Genomic DNA, 18836 nt, shown 5'->3' with positions numbered 1-18836 from the left:
ACCGTCGTCGGATGGGCATCGAGATCCTCCGGTACACCGCGTTCGCCGCCGAGCCGGGCGGCGGCAACCCGGCCGGTCTCGTGCTCGACGCGGCCGCGCTGTCCGACGACGAGATGCTCGCGATCGCCCGGCAGGTCGGCTACCCCGAGACCGCGTTCGTCGTCGGTGCCACCGCCACCGGCCCGCGCGTCCGCTACTTCTCGCCGGGCGCCGAGGTGCCGTTCTGCGGCCACGCCACCGTCGCGCTCGGGGTCGCGATCGCCGAGCGCGAGGGCGTCCGCACCCGGGTCTTCACCACCGCGGCCGGTCCGGTGTCGCTCGACGCCACGACCGGGGCGGACGGCACGGTGCAGGTGGCGATGACGAGCGTCGAGCCGGACTCCCGGGCCGTCGACCCCGGCCGGCTGACCCGACTGCTCGACCTGCTCGGACTCGTACCCGGCGACGTCGCCGAGGGGTTCCCGGTGCTCGAGTCGTTCGCGGGCAACTGGCACCCGGTGGTGGTGCTGCACGACCGCGAGCTGTTCCACCAGTTCCGGTTCGACCCGGCCCCGCTCGCCGCGCTCAAGCAGGAGAGCGGCTGGCACGGCACGGTGACCGTGCTGCACCGGACCGGCGAGCGCGAGTACGAGGCGCGGAACCTGTTCCCGGTCGGGCGCATCACCGAGGACCCCGCGACCGGTTCCGCCGCAGCGGCGACGGGCGCGTACCTGCGCGAGGTCGGCGCCGTCGCGGCGGGGGACCGCGTCACCATCCGGCAGGGCCGGCACGTCGGGCGCCCGAGCGTGCTGCTCGTCGACGTCCCGGCGTCCGGCGGCATCACGGTCACGGGCACGGCGACGCCGATCGAGTGAGCAGAAGACGTCGGGTCGAGCGCGCCGACCCGACATCTTCTGCTCACCGAGTGCACCAGCGGCGGACAACGCCGCCCCGCGGCCCGCGCCCGCGCCCCGCGCCGCCGCGGCGCGGCCGCGGCGAGAAACTCCTTGACACGGATAAGTCCATCCGCTGGACTAATCCTGCGCGCGGGCCGAGGAGCCCGCGGACATCCCGTGCAAAGGAGCACCGATGAAACGCCGCACCCGAATCCTCGCCGGCCTCGCCGCCGTGGCAGTCGCCGCAGCCGGCCTGGCAGGCTGCTCGAGCTCGGGGTCCGCCTCGAGCAACACCATCAAGATCGCCTACCAGAAGTTCGGCGCCTTCCAGCAGCTCGACGCCCAGATGCAGGTCGTCAAGAAGCAGTACGAGAAGGACAACCCGGGCAAGAAGGTCGAACTCGTGCCGATCCAGGCACAGGAGAACGACTACTACACGAAGCTCGCGCTCATGAACAAGGCACCGGCGACCGCGCCGGACGTCATGTACGAGGACACCTTCCTGGTGAAGGCCGACGCCGAGGCCGGGTACCTGCTGCCGCTCGACCAGTACACGGCCAAGTGGGACGAGTGGGACCAGTTCTACGACAACGCCAAGCAGGCCGGCCAGGGTGACGACGGCAAGGTCTACGGGATCCCGATGGGCACCGACACCCGAGCGCTCTGGTACAACAAGGACATCTTCGCCAAGGCCGGGCTCCCCGTGCCGTGGAAGCCGAAGACCTGGGACGACGTCCTGTCCGCGGCGAAGACCATCAAGGAGCAGCAGCCGGACGTCATCCCGTTCAACATCTACTCGGGCAAGCCGCAGGGCGAGGCCTCGACGATGCAGGGCTTCGAGATGCTGCTCTACGGGGCCGACGGCGAGGGGAACACGCTCTACAAGGACAAGAAGTGGGTCACGGGCTCGAAGCAGTTCCAGGACTCGCTGCAGTTCATCGAGGACGTCTACCAGGGCGGCCTCGGCCCGACACCGCAGCAGGCCCTCGACACGAACATCGGCACCACGATCACGCAGACGTGGCTGCCGAAGGGCAAGCTCGCGATCGACCTCGACGGGTCGTGGCAGTCCGGCACGTGGTTGAAGTCCGGCACCGCCCCGTGGGCTGACTGGGACGAGGTCATGGGCCAGGCGCCGATGCCGACGCAGAACGGCCAGGCCCCCGGGTACAACAGCATGTCCGGTGGCTGGACCCTGGCCGTCGGCAAGAACTCGAAGAACCCGCAGGCCGCGTTCGACTTCATCACGACCTTCCTCAACAAGGAGGGCTCGCTCAAGTACGACATCGAGAACAGCCAGATCGCGGTCCGCAAGGACGTCGCCGAGGACCCGTCGTACGACGCGTCGAACCCGACGTTCAAGTTCTTCTCCGGGCTCGTGGAGAACACGAACTTCCGCCCGGCGACGAGTGACTACTCGCAGGTCTCCAACGCGATCCAGGTCGCGATGGAGTCCGTGATGACCGGGCAGCAGTCGCCGGCACAGGCGGCGAAGGCCTACGACGACGCGGTCGTCGGCGTGGTCGGCAAGGAGAACACGGTCTCCGGGTAGGGACCGGACCACCTGACGGACGGGAGGCGCGCCCCGCGTCGTGCGCCGCGCCTCCCGTCCGCCTCCTCCCACCTCAGCCAGCCCCAGCCGCACCCGGAAGGCAGCCACCGTGTCCACCACCCCACTCGCGCCGACACTGTCGGCGCCCGGTGCGCCGAAACGCACCGACCCGACGGCCCCGCGCAGGCGGCGGCCGCTGCGGGCCGCCAGCCGCGCGGTCCCCCTCCTGCCGGCGATGGTCCTGCTCGTCGTGTTCCTGCTCGGCCCCGTCATCTCGTCGTTCTACGGGTCGTTCACGAACTCGGCGCTCACCGGCGCCGGCGCCGCCGACCAGCAGTTCGTCGGCCTGCAGAACTACCTCGAGCTGTTCCGCGACCCGGACTTCCCGAAGTCCGTCGTCCTCACCGTCGTGTTCCTGCTCGCCTCGGCCGTCGTCGGTCAGAACGTGCTCGGCCTCGGGCTCGCGCTCCTCATGCGCACCGCGAACCGGGCGGTCCGTGCGATCGTCGGCACGTTCGTCGTCGCCGCTTGGGTGCTGCCGGAGATCGTCGCCTCGTTCGCCGCCTACGCGTTCTTCAACGACGAGGGGACGCTCAACGCGTTCCTCGCGTCGATCGGCATCTCCGGCCCGAACTGGCTGTACACGTACCCGATGCTCGCGGTGATCCTGGCGAACATCTGGCGCGGCACCGCGTTCTCGATGCTCGTGTACTCCGCCGCCGTGCAGGAGGTCCCCGAGGAGATCACCGAGTCCGCCGAGGTGGACGGCGCCACCGGGTGGCAACGGCTCGTCTACATCACGCTGCCCGTCATCCGCCGGAGCATCTCGACCAACCTCATGCTGACGACGCTGCAGACGTTGTCGGTGTTCACCCTCATCTACGTGATGACGGCCGGCGGCCCCGGCACGAACTCGTCGACCCTGCCGATCCTGGCGTACCAGGAGGCGTTCAAGTTCTCGCAGCTCGGCTTCGGGACCGCGATCGCGACCATCCTGCTCGTGGTGGGGGCGGTCTTCTCGATCGTCTACATCCGGGCGCTCAAGCCGGAGGTGGACTGATGGCGATCACCGCCGACCGTCCCGTACCCAACGCCACGCGGTCGGTGACCGCACCGGGCTCGCTGCACATGACCTCGCCGCGGGGTCGGACCATGCGGTGGGTGTCGAACGTCGTGCTGCTCGTCATCGCGGTGTGCTTCGCGGTGCCGTTGCTCTGGCTCGTCCTGGCCGCCTTCGACTCCGCGGCCTCGCTGTCGGTGAAGCTGCCCGCGTCGTTCACCCTCGACAACTTCACGAAGGTGCTCACGCCGGAGCTGTCGTTCATCCCGCTCGCGAACAGCCTGCTGCTCTCCGGCGGCACGGCGGTCGTGACGGTGGTGGTCGCGCTCCTCGCCGCCTACCCGCTGTCCCGCTACAAGATGCGCGTCAACAAGCCGTTCCTGTACGGGATCCTGTTCGGCACCGGGCTGCCGATCACCGCGATGATGGTGCCGGTCTACAGCCTGTTCGTGTCGCTCAACCTCATCGACAACGTGTGGGGCTGCATCTTCTTCCTCGCCGCGACCAGCCTGCCGATGGCGATCTGGATGGCGAAGAACTTCATGGACTCGGTGCCGATCTCGCTCGAGGAAGCAGCGTGGACCGACGGCGCCTCGATGATGACGACCCTGACCCGCATCGTCATCCCGCTCATGCGGCCGGGCATCGCGGTGGTGTTCATCTTCGTGTTCATCCAGGCCTGGGGGAACTTCTTCGTCCCCTTCGTCCTGCTGCTCTCGCCCGACAAGGTGCCCGCCGCGGTGAGCATCTTCAACTTCTTCGGGCAGTACGGCGCCGTCGCCTACGGGCAGCTCGCGGCGTTCTCGATCATCTACTCCGTGCCCGTCATCGCCCTCTACGTGATCGTGTCCAGGGGCCTCGGCGGCGGCAACGCGCTCGCCGGCGGCATCAAGGGCTGATCCGTCGGCGACCAGGGCCGATCCGTCGGCCCCGCCGGCTCTCTCGAAAGGAAGCACATGCACAAGGACGAACCGCTCGTCGAGGCCCGCATCGCCCGCCTCGTCCGCGACCGCGTCGACCCCGCCGTCCTGCGGCGCTCGGCACCGGTGACGATCGAGGCCTGGGAGGTGCCGGGCGAACCGGTGCCGTTCACGGCCGCGGTGCGCGAGACGTACACGCCGTTCACGGTGGGGAGCGCCTGGGGCGGCCGCCCGTGGGGGACCACCTGGTTCCGGGTCACCGGCACCGTGCCCGAGGACTTCGGCACCGCACCCGGCACCACCGCCGAACTGCGCGTCGACCTCGGCTTCACGAAGCGCCACCCGGGGTTCCAGGCCGAGGGGCTCGCCTACCGCCCGGACGGCTCCACGATCAAGGGCATCGAGCCGCGCAACGACACCGTGCCCCTCGAAGTCGGCCCCGGCGGGTCGTTCGAGCTCTACGTCGAGGCCGGTGCGAACCCGGACATCGGCGGCGACTCGTTCCAGGGGCGGACCCCGCTCGGCTCCCGGTCCACCGCCGGCGACCGGCCGATCTACCGGGTGCGCGCGCTCGAGGTCGTCGAGCGCGACGACACCGTGTGGGAACTGCAGCAGGACCTCTGGGTCCTCCGCGGGCTGATGGCGGAGCTTCCGACCGACGGGACCCGCGGCGCGGACGTCCTGCACGCGCTCGAGCTCGCCGCCGACGCCCTCGACCCGGACGACGTCGCCGGCACCGCGGCCGACGCCCGCGCGGTCCTCGCACCCGTGCTCGCCGTGCCCGCGAGCGCCGCCGCACACCGCGCGATCGCCGTCGGCCACGCACACATCGACTCCGCCTGGCTCTGGCCGGTGCGCGAGACGGTGCGCAAGTGCGCGCGCACCTTCTCGAACGTGCTCGACCTGATGGACCGCGACCCGGACTTCACCTTCGCGTGCTCGTCGGCGCAGCAGTACGCCTGGATCCGTGACGGGTACCCGTCCATCTGGGCACGCATCAAGCAGCGGGTGGCCGAGGGCCGGTGGATCCCGGTCGGCGGCATGTGGGTCGAGTCCGACACGAACCTGCCCGGTGGCGAGGCCCTCGCCCGGCAGTTCGTCGCCGGCAAGCGGTTCTTCCTCGAGGAGTTCGGCATCGACACCCCGGAGGCCTGGCTGCCCGACTCGTTCGGCTACTCGGGCGCCCTGCCGCAGATCGTCCGCGCCGCCGGCTCGAAGTGGTTCGTCACCCAGAAGCCGTCGTGGAACGAGACGAACGTCATCCCGCACACGTCCTTCCACTGGGAGGGCATCGACGGCTCGCGCATCCTGACGCACCTGCCGCCGGCGGACACCTACAACTCGGACGTCTCCGCCGCCGACCTGCACCGCGGCGAGCGGAACAACAAGGAGCGCGGCGTCGCGAACACCTCGATGCTGCTCTACGGCTTCGGCGACGGCGGCGGCGGCCCCACCCGCGAGATGGTCGCGGCCGCCCGACGCCAGCACGACCTGGACGGCTCGCCCCGCGTCCAGCTCGGCACGCCGGCCCAGGTCTTCGAGGAGCTCGAGCGCGTGCTGCCGGAACCCGGCGTGTGGTCGGGGGAGATGTACCTCGAGTTCCACCGCGGCACCTACACGTCGCAGATCCGCACGAAGCAGGGCAACCGCCGCTCCGAGCACCTGCTGCGCGAGGCCGAGCTCTGGGCGGCGACCGCGGCCGTGCGACTCGGCGCGGAGTACCCGTACGAGGAACTCGAGGCGGCCTGGCACACCGTCCTGCTGCAGCAGTTCCACGACATCCTGCCGGGGTCCTCGATCGCCTGGGTCTACGAGAACGCCGAGGAGAACTACGCACGGATCGCCGAGGTCCTCGAGGGGCTGATCGGCGACGCGACGACCGCGCTCGCGAACGGCGGGGCCACGGCGCTCGCCGGCGTGGGTGCGTCGTCGTCGACGGCCGCAGGCGGGAGCGGTGGCAGCGGGTTGCTCGACGCGCCGTCCGGCGCCGACGCCGTCGGCGGCACCGGCTCGTCCGGGAACGTCGTGCGCTTCAACGCCTCGCCGGTCGCGGCGGGGGGCGCAACCGCCCTGGGAGGTTCGCTCGGCGAGGAGCCGCGACCCGTGCCTCCCGTCCGGAACGGCGACCACTTCGTCTTCGACACCGGCGTCGTGACGGCGACCGTCGACGCGGCCGGCCACGTCGTGTCGCTCGTCGACCGCGCCAGCGGTCGCGACGCGATCGCACCGGGCGCGGCCGGAGCCGAGTACACGGTGTTCCGCGACACCCCGAACCAGTGGGAGGCGTGGGACATCGACCGCGCCTACCAGCGCAACGGCACCGTGCTGGCGGCCTCGTCGGTCGCGATCGAGGGCTCCGCGCTCGTGGTCGAACGGTCCTTCGGGTCGTCGACGCTCACGACCCGGTACTCCGCCGTCGAGGGCCAGCCCGAGCTGACCGTCGAGACCGAGGTCGACTGGCACGAGCACCAGAAGCTGCTGAAGCTCGCGTTCCCCGTCGACGTCCGGGCGTCGTCGGCCTCGAGCGAGATCCAGTTCGGGCACATCGACCGGCCGACCCACCAGAACACCTCGTGGGACCACGCCCGCTTCGAGACCTCGGCGCACCGCTGGGTGCACGTCGCCGAGCCGGGGTTCGGCGTCGCGGTGGCGAACGACTCGACCTACGGCCACGACGTCACCCGCTCCACGCGGCCCGACGGCGGGACCACGACGCTCGTGCGCGAGTCGCTGCTGCGCGGGCCGACGTTCCCGGACCCGGACGCCGACCAGGGGCACCACGTGTTCCGCACGGTGCTGCGCGTCGGGGCGTCCGTGCTCGACGCGGCGGACTCGGGCTACCGGCTCAACCTGCCGGTGCGGACCGTGTCCGGCTCCACACCCGTCGAGCCGCTCGTCACGGTGTCGTCGCCGCAGGTGCTCGTCGAGGCCGTCAAGCTCGCCGAGGACCGCTCGGGCGACGTGGTCGTGCGCCTGTACGAGGCCTCGGGCGGCCGGGCGACCGACGTCGGGGTGTCGTTCGGGTTCGACGCGGCCTCGGTGACCGCGGTGGACCTGCTCGAGCGGACGCTCGGCGACTCGTGGGACGCCGGCGAGCCGGTCGTGCTGACGCTCCGCCCGTTCGAGATCGTGACGCTGCGGGTGCGCCGGGGCTGAGGGAGCGGGTGCGGCGCCGGGCGGGTGCTGTTGCGGGCGCCGGGTGCTGTTTCGCGCGTAGGGGGCTGAATCGCGCGTAGGAGGTCGAATCGCGCGTAGGTGCCAGTTTCTTCTGGTCACCTACGCGCGATTCGCCTTTCCATCGCGGGCGCATTGGGAAGGAACGTTCGTCCTCCACAGGATGTTCTGCCGGGAGGCCCGTCCACAGATCCACACGCTCGGCACCTCTCGGGGTGGTCGGCCCTCCACCGTGGAGGGCATGGAACAGCCACTCGCCATCTACCGCGCCAGCTCCTTGCGCGACGCCGGCCGCTCCGGCGCGGCCATGCGTCGCCGCGCCGCCGGGGACGGCCCCGACCGGCTCGTCCGCGTCGGACCGAACGCATTCGTCCGTGGGGTCGACTGGGACGCGGCCGGCCCCCGGCAGCAGTACGTCACCCGGGTCTTCGCCCGCCTCGGACGTCGGAGCACCGCGGCCGCGGGGTCGCACGTCTCGGCGGTCGCGGCGCACGGCCTGCCCTGGCTGGCCGGCTGGCCGGAGGACGTCCACATCACGGTGCCGAAATCGCAGTACGGCGCTCGGACGAAGTCGCTCGTCCTGCACACCCGGCCGCTCGGGTCGAAGGACCTCGTGCACCACGGCGGGGTGCGGTTCACGACGGTCGCTCGCACCGTGGCCGACATCGCGCTCCTCGGCGACGTCCGGGCGACCGTCGTCGTCGCCGACGCCGCGATCCGGAGCGGTGTCCCGAAACAGGCGTGCACCGCAGCGCTCGGCGGGACGCTGCACGATCGCGGCCGCCGACTCGCCGTGCTCGCGCTCGACATCGCCGACGGGCGCTCGGGGTCGCCCGCGGAGTCACTGGCGCGGGTCGTGTTCCGCGAGCTCGGCCTGCCCGTTCCGGTCCTGCAGCAGCGCTTCGTGGTCGAGGGGCGTCGGTACGAGGTCGACTTCTGGTTCCCGGAGCAGGGCGTGGTCGTCGAGATGGACGGGCACGCCAAGTACACGCAGGAGCGGTACCGCAACGGGCGCGACACCACGCAGGTGTTCATCGACGAGAAGCGCCGACACGAGCAGCTGCTCACCGTGCCGGGGGTGCGGGTGATCCTCCGCCTGGAGTGGCGCGACCTGTGGGACCTCGACCGACTCACCCGGAGGCTCCGCGCGGCCGGACTACCGTGCGCCGTCCGACCGGTCCGCAGCGCCCGCGACGTCGCCCGCTGACGCTTCCGGGGCCGCGACGGAGAACGGGTCCAGCGGCAGCCGTCTACGGTCTCGGGCATGGCTGTCACCGAGATCTGGCTCGTCCGACACGGGGAATCCCTCGCCAACGTCGCCGCCGAGCGTGCCGAGCGCGCGGGCGCCGACGTGATCGAGGTCGAGTACCGCGACGCCGACGTCCCGCTCAGCCCGCTCGGGGAGCAGCAGTCCCGGGCACTCGGCCGCGAACTCGCCGACCGCGGCGTGGACGACGTGGCCGCAGCGCTGTGGGTCTCGCCGTACCTCCGCGCGCAGCAGACCATCGGGATCGCGCTCGCCGCCGGCGGCGTCGCCGAACCGACGAAGCGGGTGGACGAGCGACTGCGTGACCGGGAACTCGGCGTCCTCGACCTGCTCACCCTGACCGGGGTGCGGAACCGCCACCCCGACGAGGAACGCCGGCGACAGTGGCTCGGCAAGTACTACCACCGGCCAGCGGGCGGTGAGTCGTGGGTCGACGTGATGGCACGGTTGCGGAGCCTGCTCGTCGACGTCGACCGGCTCGACGGAGCCGACCGGCTGGTCCTCGCCGCTCACGACGCCGTGGTCATGCTCATGGTCGCGGTCTGCCTCGACCTCGACGAACCGGCCCTCATGGACTTCGCCGGCGACCACACCGTGGCGAACGCCTCGCTCACCCGGCTGCGGCGCGACGGTGTCGGGCAGCCCTGGACGCTCGAGGAGTTCTCGGCCGTCGAGCACCTCGACGAGACCGAGGTCACCGAGCACAGCGGCCGGAAGGACGACGTCCGTGTCCGCTGAACAGATCACCCCGAACCTGCTGCGCGAGTGGCCGCTGCCCGAACCCGGCGCGGGCAAGTACGGCCGTGGCCAGGTGCTCGTCATCGGCGGCGCCGCTCGCACGCCGGGGGCCGCGATGCTGTCGGCGCTCGCCGCGCTCCGGGTCGGCGCCGGACGGCTCACGCTCGCCGTCGCGCGGAGCGTCGCAGCCGAGGTCGCCGTCGCCGTGCCGGAGTCCGGCGTCGAACCGCTCGACCAGGACGACGCCGGGCACATCGCGGTGGGGGCACTCGCGGCGATCGCGGACGACGTCGGCAGTGCCGACGCCGTGCTGCTCGGACCGGGGCTGGACGAACCGGATGGTGCGCGTGACCTCGTCGCCTCCATCGCGGACGCCGTCGGCGACGACACGCTGGTCGTGCTGGACGCCTTCGCCCTCGGCGTCGCGGCCGACGTCGCGGAGCGGCTCGAACCGTTGCGCGGTCGACTCGTGATGACGCCGAACAGCGGCGAGGCCGAACGGCTGCTCGGCCGTGAGTGCGGCGGGGACGACGAAGCCGACGCCCTCGCGATCGCGGAGCGGTACGGCGCGGTCGTGGCCCTGTCCGACGTGATCGCGAGCCCCGACGGCCGGACCTGGATCAAGGGCACCGGTGCCGGCGGCCTCGGGACGAGCGGCAGCGGCGACGTGCTGTCCGGCGTCGTCGTCGGGCTGCTCGCCCGTGGCGCCGACCCGGCGCAGGCGGCCACGTGGGCGAGTTCCGTGCACGCCACCGCCGGGGACCGCCTGGCCGTGCAGGTGGGACCGCTCGGCTACCTGGCGAGCGAGTTGCTCATCGAGATCCCACGGGTGCTGGTGGAACTCGGCCGCTGACCGCGGTGGTCGTTCCGTCGAACTGTCCCACTGCTCGTGCGATGGGAAGCAGTTCCGCGCGTGGGCAGACGGAAGGAACGGCTTCCTACGCGCGGAACTGCTCCCCACGCGCGGAACGACCTCCGACGCGCGAAACTGCACCGAAGCCGCCGCGTGAAGCTACACCGCGCCACCGCGCCACCGCGCCACCGCGCCACCGCGCCACCGCAGCACCGCGCCACCGCGCCACCGCGCCACCGCGCCACCGCGCCACCGCGCCACCGCGCCACCGCAGCACCGCGCCACCGCGCCACCGCGGCCCGCAGCGCCGCGGCCCGCGGCCCGCGGCGGCCCCGCTCAGGACCGCAGCGCGTCGACGGCCTTCTCGATGCGACGGGCGCGGGTCTCGGGGGCCTTCGCCTGGGCCACCGGGTCGGCGAGGGCCCGCTGCCGCGAGTTCGAGAGCGTGTCGAAGGCCGCGCGGACCCCTGCTTGGTGCAGTGCCGCCGCGAGGTCCTCGGGGAGGTCGACGACGCGGGGCAGGGTGTCGACCTCGAGGGACACCTCGACCGAGTCGCCCGCGGCCACCCCGGCGGCCTCCCGGTGCTCGGCGGACAGCGGCACGAGGAACTGCTCGTTCATGACCCCGACGGTGGACCGGTAGGTGTGGCCGCCGTTGATCGTGACGACCACGGCGGGGCGCTTCCCGGAGCCGAGTGCCTCGATGACGGACGGCGGGACCGGCAGCCCGGTGGCCGTCTTCCGCGCCTGCAGGACCGTCGTCGTGAACCGCATGCGTGCCTCCAGTCCGTGCGCGGCGACCGTCGCCGTGCCAGCACCGTACCGGCGGCCCCGCCGTCCCGACAAGGGACGCCGACGAACCGTCGAACGACCGCCCGTCGAACGAATGCCCCGCCGTCAGCGCTGGAAGCGCGCGGCGTGCTCGTCGGACAGGGCGGCCTCGACGCGGGCGCGCATGTTCGGCTGCATCGCGGGCAAGGCGTCGAGCCGGGCCCAGAACGCCTCGGTGTTCTCGCCGTCGGCGGGTGCCGGCGTGCCGGAGACCCAGCGGCAGGCGAACACGAGGTCGAGGTACTGCGCTCGGTCGCCGTTCGGGTACGTCATCTCCGGCAGGACCTGCACCCAGGCCAGGCGCTCGGCGACGGCGACGACGTCGGCCTCTTCCAGGACCTCGCGTTCGGCGGCGACCGCGGGCTCCTCGCCCGGGTCGACGATGCCGGTGACCGGGGTGTACGCCCCGGTGTCGGCACGGCGCACCACGAGCAGCTTCCGGTCGGACCCGGAGCCACGGGTGACCACGGCGGTGACCCCGGTCAGCCAGAGCGGCTCGGTGCCGATCCGCGATCGCAGGGACAGGACGAAGTCGGGGGTCGGCATGCGCCCACGCTACCGATCCCGCCCTGTCGCAGACTGGTCATGACCAGTAGCATCGCGGTGTGGAGATCATCATCCTGCCCACGCCGGACGAGGTCGGTCGCGTCGCCGCGGCCAAGATCGCGTCCGTCGTCGCCAAGAAGCCGTCCGCCGTCATCGGTCTCGCCACCGGATCCAGCCCGCAGGGCATCTACGCCGACCTGCAGCGCCGGGTCCGCGCGGGCGAGATCACCTTCGCCGAGGCCCGCGGGTTCGCCCTCGACGAGTACGTCGGCATCCCGCTCGAGCACCCGGAGTCGTACGCCAGTGTCATCGCGCGCGACGTCGTCGGTCCGCTCGGCTTCGACCCGAGCCGGGTGCGGGTGCCGGACGGTCGTGCCACCGACCTGGAGTTCGCGGCGAAGGAGTACGACGCCGCGATCCGGGCCGCCGGCGGGATCGACGTGCAGATCCTCGGCATCGGGGCGAACGGGCACATCGGGTTCAACGAGCCGACGTCGTCGTTCGCGTCGCGCACCCGCATCAAGACCCTCGCGCCGTCCACCCGCGACGCGAACGCCCGGTTCTTCGACTCGCCCGACCAGGTCCCGACCCACTGCATGACCCAGGGGCTCGGCACGATCCTCGAGGCCCGCGAGCTCGTCCTCGTGGCGCAGGGGTCGTCGAAGGCCGACGCGGTCGCCGCCGCGGTGGAGGGGCCGCTCAGCTCCTTCGTCCCGGGCTCGGCGCTGCAGCTGCACGAGCACGCGACCGTCGTGGTCGACGAGGAAGCGGCCGCCGGCCTGCAGCTCGCCGACTACTACCGCTACACGTACGCGAACAAGCCGGCCTGGCAGCGGTTCGAGTAGGCCGGTGGCTCAGCCGTCCGCACGCTGCCGGTACGCGGCGTGCAGACGGTCGAGTCCCTCGTCGAGGGTCTCCGCCGAGCACCCGAAGTTCAGGCGTGCGAACCCGGCGCCCTGTCGACCGAACGCCGGGCCCGAGGCGAGGGCCACCTTCGCCTCGTCCACGAGCAGTGCCGCGGGGTCGTCGCCCCACGGCAGCGCGCGCAGGTCGAGCCACGCCAGGTAGGACGCCTGCGGCTGCCGGTAGCCGGCGCCGGGCAGCACCTCGCCGATCCGCTCGGCCAGGGTGCGGCGGTTCGCGGCGAGTTCGGTGAGCAGCGACGCGAGCCAGGGGCCGCCCTCGCTGAAGGCGGCGATGCTCGCGGTGTAGCCGAGGATGCCGGTGCGCTCGACCACCTCGGTCGGCAGGGCGTCGAACCAGCCGCGGGCGCGTTCCGAGGCGCCGACGATGAGCGCGCACTTGGTGCCGGCCAGGTTCCACGCCTTGCTCGCACTCGTCAGGGCGACGCCGAGCGACGCGGCCTCGGGGCAGGACTCCAGGAACGGCGTGAAGACCCCGTCGGCGTGCACGAGCGGCGCGTGGATCTCGTCCGAGACGACCACGGCGTCCCACTCGGCGGCGAGCTTCGCGAGCGCGGCGAGCGAGGCGCGGTCGTGCACGAGCCCGAGGGGGTTGTGCGGGTTGCAGAGCAGCACCGTGCGGGCGCCGTCGGCGAAGGCGCGGGCGATGCCGTCCAGGTCCATCCGCCAACCCGCCGTGGTGTCGTAGGGGTCCGCCGGGTCGGCGGGGGCGAGCAGCGGGACCTCGGTCACGGTGCCGCCGGCCTCGGTGACGTAGTCCCAGAACGGCGGGTACACGGGCGGCATGACGACGACCTGGTCGCCGGGTGCGATGACCCGGCGGAGCATCTCGACCGCCGCGACCGAGACGTCGGTGGTGGTCCGGACGAGGTCGGGGTCCACCTGCCACGCCCACCGGTCCTCGGCGAAGTCGACGAAGGCCTCGGGCAGGGCGCGGCCGTGCCCGACGTAGCCGGTGTCCCCGTCGGTGACCGCGCGGAGCAGGGCCTCGCGCACCGGCTCGGCGAGCATCGAGTCCATCTCGGCGACGAACATCGGCAGGACGTCCGGGGGGAAGGCCGTGTACTTCTCGCTGGTGCGGCTGCGGCGTGCATCGAACAGGGAGACCATGACGCTCATGCGCCCATCCTGACAGGGGGTGCGACCCCGCGGCAGGATGGGTGTGTGGAACACCGCGTGCGCACCCTGCTCCGCGCAGCCGTCGACGCGGCACTCGTGGTGGCGGGAGCGTCGCGATCGGGGTGGTCGTCGTGACCGGCGGTCTGGCGTGGCTCGACGACGTGCCGTACCGCGGAGCGGCGACCGAGGCCGGCTACGCCGCCGTCGCCGTGGCGGCGCTCGCCGTCTGCGGGTCCGGGGCGCTGGTCGGCCTCCGCGTGCTCACGACGGCGGTCCGTGCACCGGACGCCAGCCACGGACGGCCTCCGCGTGCTCACGACGGCGGTCCGTGCACCGGACGGCAGCCACGGTGAACAGCAGGAGACCGCTCGGTGACGGATCGCGCGTCCCCCGTTCGAGGGGGCTAGCGTCGCCCGTGTGAACCGATCCCGCGTGCACCGTCGCCCGCTCCTCCGTCCGCTGCCGCTCGCCGCGGTGGCCACGATCGCCGCCCTGCTCGGGACGGGGGTCGTCGCATCACCGGCCGTCGCGTCGCAGGCGTCGCACGCGGGTCGGCCCGTGTCCGACCCCGCCAGGTACGTCGACCCGTTCATCGGCACGAGCGGTGACGGCAACACCTGGCCCGGCGCCACCGCCCCGTTCGGGATGCTGCAGTGGAGCCCCACGGGCACCGCGGGCGACCAGACCTCGACCCCGGTCGCGAACGGGTACTCGTACGACGTGGACCGGCTGCGCGGCTTCAGCCTGACGCACCTGAACGGTGCCGGGTGTGCGCCGGGTGCGGCCGGGGACGTCCCGATCATGCCGGTCACCACCCCGGTCACGACCTCGCCGTCCGCCGACTCGAAGGACGCCGTCTACGCCGCCGGCTACTCGCACGACGACGAGTCCGCGAGCCCCGGCAGGTACAGCGTCGCGCTCGACAACGGCGTCCGCACCGACCTCGCGGTCACCACGCGGGCCGGCGTCGGCGAGTTCGCGTTCCCGGCCGGGAAGGACGCGAACCTGCTCTTCCGCACGTCGAACTCGATCAACGGCAGCGAGGCCGCCACCACCCGCGTCGACGCCCGCACCCGCACGGTCAGCGGCAGCGTCCTGACCGGCGGCTTCTGCAGCCGCCGCGCGAACGGCGGCGGCGCCACCAACCCGGACCGCCGCAGCTACTACCGCCTGTACTTCACGGCCACCTTCGACACGGCGTTCACGAGCACCGGCACCTGGCAGGACGGCACGGTCCAGCCGGGAGGCACGGCCTCCTCCGGCGGGGAGGGCTACCTGACCGGCGCCGACCGTGCCGGACGCGGCTCCGGCGCGTGGGTCGGCTTCGACGCGCGTCGCGGTGCGACGGTGCACGCCAGGATCGGCATCTCGTACGTCAGCGCCGCAGGCGCCGTCGCGAACCGCGACGGCGAGGTGACGAAGCGCTCGACCGTCGCCGGCGTGGCGGCCGGTACACGGGCCTCCTGGAACCGCGAACTGTCGCGCCTGCGCGTCGGGGGCGGCACGGCGGACCGGACCACCCAGCTGTACACGTCCGTCTACCACGCGCTCATGCAGCCGAACACGCTGAACGACCGCGACGGCCGGTACCTCGGGCCGGACCAGCGGGTGCACCGGATGGACCGCGGACACCGGGCCGTCTACGGCACGTACTCCGGGTGGGACCAGTACCGGGCGCAGATCCAGCTGCTCGCACTGCTGCGGCCGGACGTCGCCGGGGACATGGCGCAGTCGATGCTGCGGTTCGCCGAGCAGAACGGCGGCGTGTGGGACCGGTGGCTGCACCTCGGCGCGCCGACGCACGTGATGACCGGCGACCCCTCGGCCGCGACGCTCGCCACCTGGTACGCCATGGGCGTCCGGAACTTCGACGTCCGGGCCGCCTACGCCTCCCTGAAGCACCAGGCGACGGTCGAGAACACCGACGCCGAGAGCGACATCGGGTGCCCGGGGCAGTGCCTGGCGCAGCGGCCCGCACTCGACGAGTACCTGGAGCGGCACTACGCGGCGAACGACGACTGCTCCTGCTGGGGCGGCGCCGCCGAGACCCTCGAGGACTCGATCGCCGACAGCGCGCTCGGGTACTGGGCCTCCTCGCTCGGTCTGCGCTCCGACGCCCGGATGTTCGCGGAGCGTGGGTCCTACTGGGAGAACACCTTCAACGCGGCCGTCGGGTACCAGGCGGCACGGCAGGCCGACGGCTCGTGGACGCCCAGCTGGTCGCCCTCGACCGGCACCGGGTTCGCGCAGGGCACCAGCGCGCAGTACACGTGGCTCGTGCCGCAGGACGTCCACGGGCTGTCGAACGCGCTCGGCGGCGATGACGCCGCGATCGCCCGGCTCGACGCCTTCTTCCACGACGCCTCGGGCAACTGGGCCGTGACCGGTGGCGACGCCACGAAGTTCGACCCGACGAACGAACCCGACATCCACACGCCGTGGATGTACAACGCGCTCGGAGCACCCTGGAAGACGCAGGAGACCGTGCGCCGCGTCGTCGACGACGCCTACTCGACCGGGCCCGACGGCCTGCCGGGCAACGACGACCTCGGCACGATGAGCGCCTGGTACGTCTTCGCGTCGATCGGGCTGTTCCCGCAGACGCCGGGTCGTGCGGACATGCTCGTCGGCAGCCCGACCTTCAGCACCGTGGACATCCGGCGGTCGAGCGGGGAGCGGATCGTCATCCGGTCCTCCGGCACCGCGCCGTACGTCCACGGTGCACGGTTGGACGGTCGGACCCTCGAGCGGTCGTGGGTGCCGGCGTCGTTCGTGACCCGTGGCGGGACGCTGTCGCTCCGGGTCGGGGACACCGCGGACACGCGCTGGGCGAGCGGACAGCGGGGGCGTCCGGTCGACCGGTGAACGGGTGGGCGGCTGGACGAGTGGGCCGCTGAGCGAGTGGGCCGCTGAGCGAGTGGGCGGCTGCGCGAGTGGGGTCCGATCAGGCGATCAGGCGATCAGGCGATCAGGCGATCAGCTGCTCGCTCACCGTCCACAGACGGCGGGCGTCGTCCGGGTCGAGCATCGCGGTGTTCGCGTCCGAGGGGATGTGGTCGGCGGTGAGCGGGCGGACCTCGTCGTCGAGCACGGCGACGTCGCTGTCCTTCAGGTAGACCCCGCCGACGCCGTCGAGCAGGGGGCTCGCCGCACCGAACACGAGCGTCGCCGCCCCCTGTTCGATCGTCTTCTTGCCCACGGGCGGGTCGATCACCGTCGCGCCGTCGTCGTCGACCAGGCCCTGCTCCCGGAACGAGGCGAGCCGGTCGGCGTCGTGCGGTCCGGGGCCGATGGCGACGCCGGGGTGGGCTGCGAAGGCCCGGATGCCCTGGTCGGCGTACCGGCGGTCGAGCTCGACGGTGAACAGGACGTTGGCCCGCTTCGACTGCCCGTAGGCCGCGCCCGGGTCGTACCCGCCCGCGAACGCGAGGTCGTCCCAGTGGATCTGCCCGAACCTCGCCGCGCCGGACGTGACGGTGAGGACCCGCGCGCCACGGGCCTCCCGGAGGGCGGGGAGCAGCGCGGTCGTGAGCCGGAAGTGGCCGAGGTGGGACGTCGAGAACGCGAGCTCGTTGCCGCGGGCGTCGAGGCGGCGTTCCGGGGAGAAGAGCACGGCGGCGTTGTTCACGAGCGCGTGCAGGGGGTGCCCGGACGTCGTCCAACGGGCCGCGAACGCGTCGATCGAGTCCGGGTCGGCGAGGTCCAGCTCCTCGACGCGGACGCCGGGGATGCCGGCGACCGCGGCCGCGGCGCGAGCGGTGTCGCGGGAGGCCACGGTGACCTGCGCCCCGGCTGCGGCGAGGGCGCGGGTGGCCTCCCGACCGAGGCGTCCGTGCCCGCCGGTGACGACGACGTGGCGGCCGTCGAGGTCGACGCCGTCCAGGACGTCGGCAGCGGTGGAGGCCGCGGTGAAGGGGGTGGGGATCGGGTGCTGGTTCGTCGTCACGGCGTGCAGCTCTCTCTCGTCCGAGGTTTTCCGGAACAGGTTTCCGGATCGGCAGCGACGATACGGAACATTGTTCCGTTTCGCAAGGCTGCGCGGACGCTGCCGGCCGCCACGACCCGGGTGGCAGGGTGGACCCGTGCACATCACCCTGGACGCAGCGACCGACGTCGTCACCGGTATCCGATTCCCCGAGGGCAACCGCTGGCGGGCCGGCCGGCTCTGGTACTCGGACATGCACACCGGCGAGGTCTTCTCGGTCGACCCGTCGGCCGACGCCGCCCCTTGGCGCGAGGCCCGGGTCGACGGGCAGTCCTCCGGCCTCGGCTGGCTCGCCGACGGTCGGCTCGTCGTCAGCGCGATGGAGTCCCGCACGATCGTCGCGGTCGAGTCCGACGGGTCGACGTCGGTCTTCGCCGACCTGTCGTCGGTCGAGTCGTCGCTCGTCAACGACCTGGTCGTCGACGACGCCACCGGCCGAACCTACATCGGCGCGTTCGGCTACGACCTGTACGGCGGCGAGGAGCTCCGCCCCGGACCGCTCTGGGTGGTCGAGCCCGACGGGTCCGCCCGGCTGGCCGCGGACGGACTCGTCTTCCCGAACAGCGCGAACGTGCTGCCGGGCACCAGGACCCTGGTCGTCAGCGAGACCTGGGGTGGACGGCTGACCGCGTTCGACATCGAGGCGGACGGCTCGCTCACCGGGCGGCGGACCTGGGCGAGCCTGCCGGAGGGGGTCACGCCCGACGGCAGCACGGTCGACGCCGAGGGGGCGATCTGGGTCTGCTCGGTGGACACGGGCGAGTTCCTGCGGGTCGTCGAGGGCGGCGAGGTCACGGACCGGATCGACGCTCCCGGTCGGTGCGCCGTCGACTGCGCCCTCGGCGGGGACGACGGCCGCACGCTGTACCTCGCCACCGCGGACAGCTACGACCCGGCGACGACGGCCCGCACGCACGACGGGCGGATCAGCGCGGTCCGCGTGGCGGTGCCCGGCTCCTGACCGCCGCGCGTGTGGGACTGGTTGACACAGAA

16 protein-coding genes are annotated in these 18836 nt (G+C 72.5%); 12 read left to right on the top strand and 4 right to left on the bottom strand.

Translation table 11 applies throughout. The features are described 5' to 3' along the window. Nucleotides 1-11: 11 nt before the first annotated feature. The 8 genes from DEI99_RS15240 to DEI99_RS15205 all read left to right on the top strand — a co-directional run bounded on the left by DEI99_RS15240 (nt 12) and on the right by DEI99_RS15205 (nt 10439). Nucleotides 12-854: a PhzF family phenazine biosynthesis protein gene (locus DEI99_RS15240; RefSeq protein ID WP_111040952.1), complete on the top strand. Its 843-nt coding sequence runs from the start codon at nt 12-14 to the stop codon at nt 852-854. 214 nt (nt 855-1068) lie between these two features. After that, nucleotides 1069-2427: an extracellular solute-binding protein gene (locus DEI99_RS15235; RefSeq protein ID WP_111040951.1), complete on the top strand. Its 1359-nt coding sequence runs from the start codon at nt 1069-1071 to the stop codon at nt 2425-2427. A gap of 109 nt (nt 2428-2536) precedes the next feature. Further along, nucleotides 2537-3487: a carbohydrate ABC transporter permease gene (locus DEI99_RS15230; protein ID WP_111040950.1), complete on the top strand. Its 951-nt coding sequence runs from the start codon at nt 2537-2539 to the stop codon at nt 3485-3487. 68 nt (nt 3488-3555) lie between these two features. After that, on the top strand, nt 3556-4386 hold the full coding sequence (locus tag DEI99_RS15225) for a carbohydrate ABC transporter permease (RefSeq protein ID WP_502867030.1): 831 nt from the start codon (nt 3556-3558) through the stop codon (nt 4384-4386). 57 nt (nt 4387-4443) lie between these two features. Further along, on the top strand, nt 4444-7563 hold the full coding sequence (locus DEI99_RS15220) for an alpha-mannosidase (protein WP_111040949.1): 3120 nt from the start codon (nt 4444-4446) through the stop codon (nt 7561-7563). Nucleotides 7564-7822: 259 nt separating this feature from the next. Beyond that, nucleotides 7823-8788, top strand: a complete 966-nt coding sequence (locus DEI99_RS15215) for a hypothetical protein (protein ID WP_111040948.1) — start codon at nt 7823-7825, stop codon at nt 8786-8788. 57 nt (nt 8789-8845) lie between these two features. Beyond that, on the top strand, nt 8846-9586 hold the full coding sequence (locus tag DEI99_RS15210) for a histidine phosphatase family protein (RefSeq protein ID WP_111040947.1): 741 nt from the start codon (nt 8846-8848) through the stop codon (nt 9584-9586). Then, entirely contained in the window at nt 9576-10439 is an 864-nt protein-coding gene (locus DEI99_RS15205; protein ID WP_111040946.1) for an NAD(P)H-hydrate dehydratase, read from the top strand. Before DEI99_RS15210 ends, DEI99_RS15205 begins: the two co-directional genes overlap by 11 nt. A gap of 336 nt (nt 10440-10775) precedes the next feature. Here the strand turns inward: DEI99_RS15205 and DEI99_RS15200 are convergent, their stop codons facing one another. Further along, a complete protein-coding gene (locus DEI99_RS15200) occupies nt 10776-11213 on the bottom strand; it encodes a YdeI/OmpD-associated family protein (protein ID WP_111040999.1) in 438 nt (145 codons plus the stop codon). Nucleotides 11214-11336: 123 nt separating this feature from the next. After that, on the bottom strand, nt 11337-11816 hold the full coding sequence (locus DEI99_RS15195; protein WP_111040945.1) for an NUDIX hydrolase: 480 nt from the start codon (nt 11814-11816) through the stop codon (nt 11337-11339). A gap of 59 nt (nt 11817-11875) precedes the next feature. Here DEI99_RS15195 and nagB point away from each other — a divergent pair, with 59 nt between their 5' ends. After that, nucleotides 11876-12661 carry a glucosamine-6-phosphate deaminase gene (nagB, locus tag DEI99_RS15190; RefSeq protein ID WP_111040944.1) on the top strand — a complete coding sequence of 262 codons (786 nt, stop codon included), beginning with the start codon at nt 11876-11878 and terminating at the stop codon, nt 12659-12661. A 9-nt stretch (nt 12662-12670) separates the two neighbouring features. On the opposite strand, the gene DEI99_RS15185 is transcribed toward nagB, so the two are convergent. Continuing rightward, nucleotides 12671-13858: a MalY/PatB family protein gene (locus DEI99_RS15185; protein ID WP_111040943.1), complete on the bottom strand. Its 1188-nt coding sequence runs from the start codon at nt 13856-13858 to the stop codon at nt 12671-12673. A gap of 131 nt (nt 13859-13989) precedes the next feature. Between DEI99_RS15185 and DEI99_RS15180 the strand changes: the two genes are divergently transcribed. Together DEI99_RS15180 and DEI99_RS15175 are read left to right on the top strand one after the other, a co-directional pair. Further along, nucleotides 13990-14211 (top strand): hypothetical protein, encoded by a 222-nt coding sequence (locus DEI99_RS15180; RefSeq protein ID WP_284180884.1) that lies wholly within the window; start codon nt 13990-13992, stop codon nt 14209-14211. Nucleotides 14212-14275: 64 nt separating this feature from the next. Further along, nucleotides 14276-16723, top strand: coding sequence for a GH92 family glycosyl hydrolase (locus tag DEI99_RS15175; RefSeq protein WP_258369245.1), 2448 nt, complete (start codon nt 14276-14278; stop codon nt 16721-16723). 103 nt (nt 16724-16826) lie between these two features. Here DEI99_RS15175 and DEI99_RS15170 read toward each other — a convergent pair whose 3' ends face one another. Beyond that, on the bottom strand, nt 16827-17804 hold the full coding sequence (locus DEI99_RS15170) for an SDR family NAD(P)-dependent oxidoreductase (protein WP_111040940.1): 978 nt from the start codon (nt 17802-17804) through the stop codon (nt 16827-16829). Between the two features lie 136 nt (nt 17805-17940). Here DEI99_RS15170 and DEI99_RS15165 point away from each other — a divergent pair, with 136 nt between their 5' ends. Beyond that, nucleotides 17941-18804 (top strand): SMP-30/gluconolactonase/LRE family protein, encoded by an 864-nt coding sequence (locus DEI99_RS15165; RefSeq protein WP_181434355.1) that lies wholly within the window; start codon nt 17941-17943, stop codon nt 18802-18804. The last annotated feature ends 32 nt before the right edge of the window (nt 18805-18836 follow it).

This window comes from Curtobacterium sp. MCLR17_036 (genome assembly GCF_003234445.2).
Taxonomy (GTDB): Bacteria; Actinomycetota; Actinomycetes; order Actinomycetales; family Microbacteriaceae; genus Curtobacterium.
The sequence above is the reverse complement of the archived record's forward strand: the minus strand, read 5'-3'. Positions and strand labels throughout refer to the sequence as shown.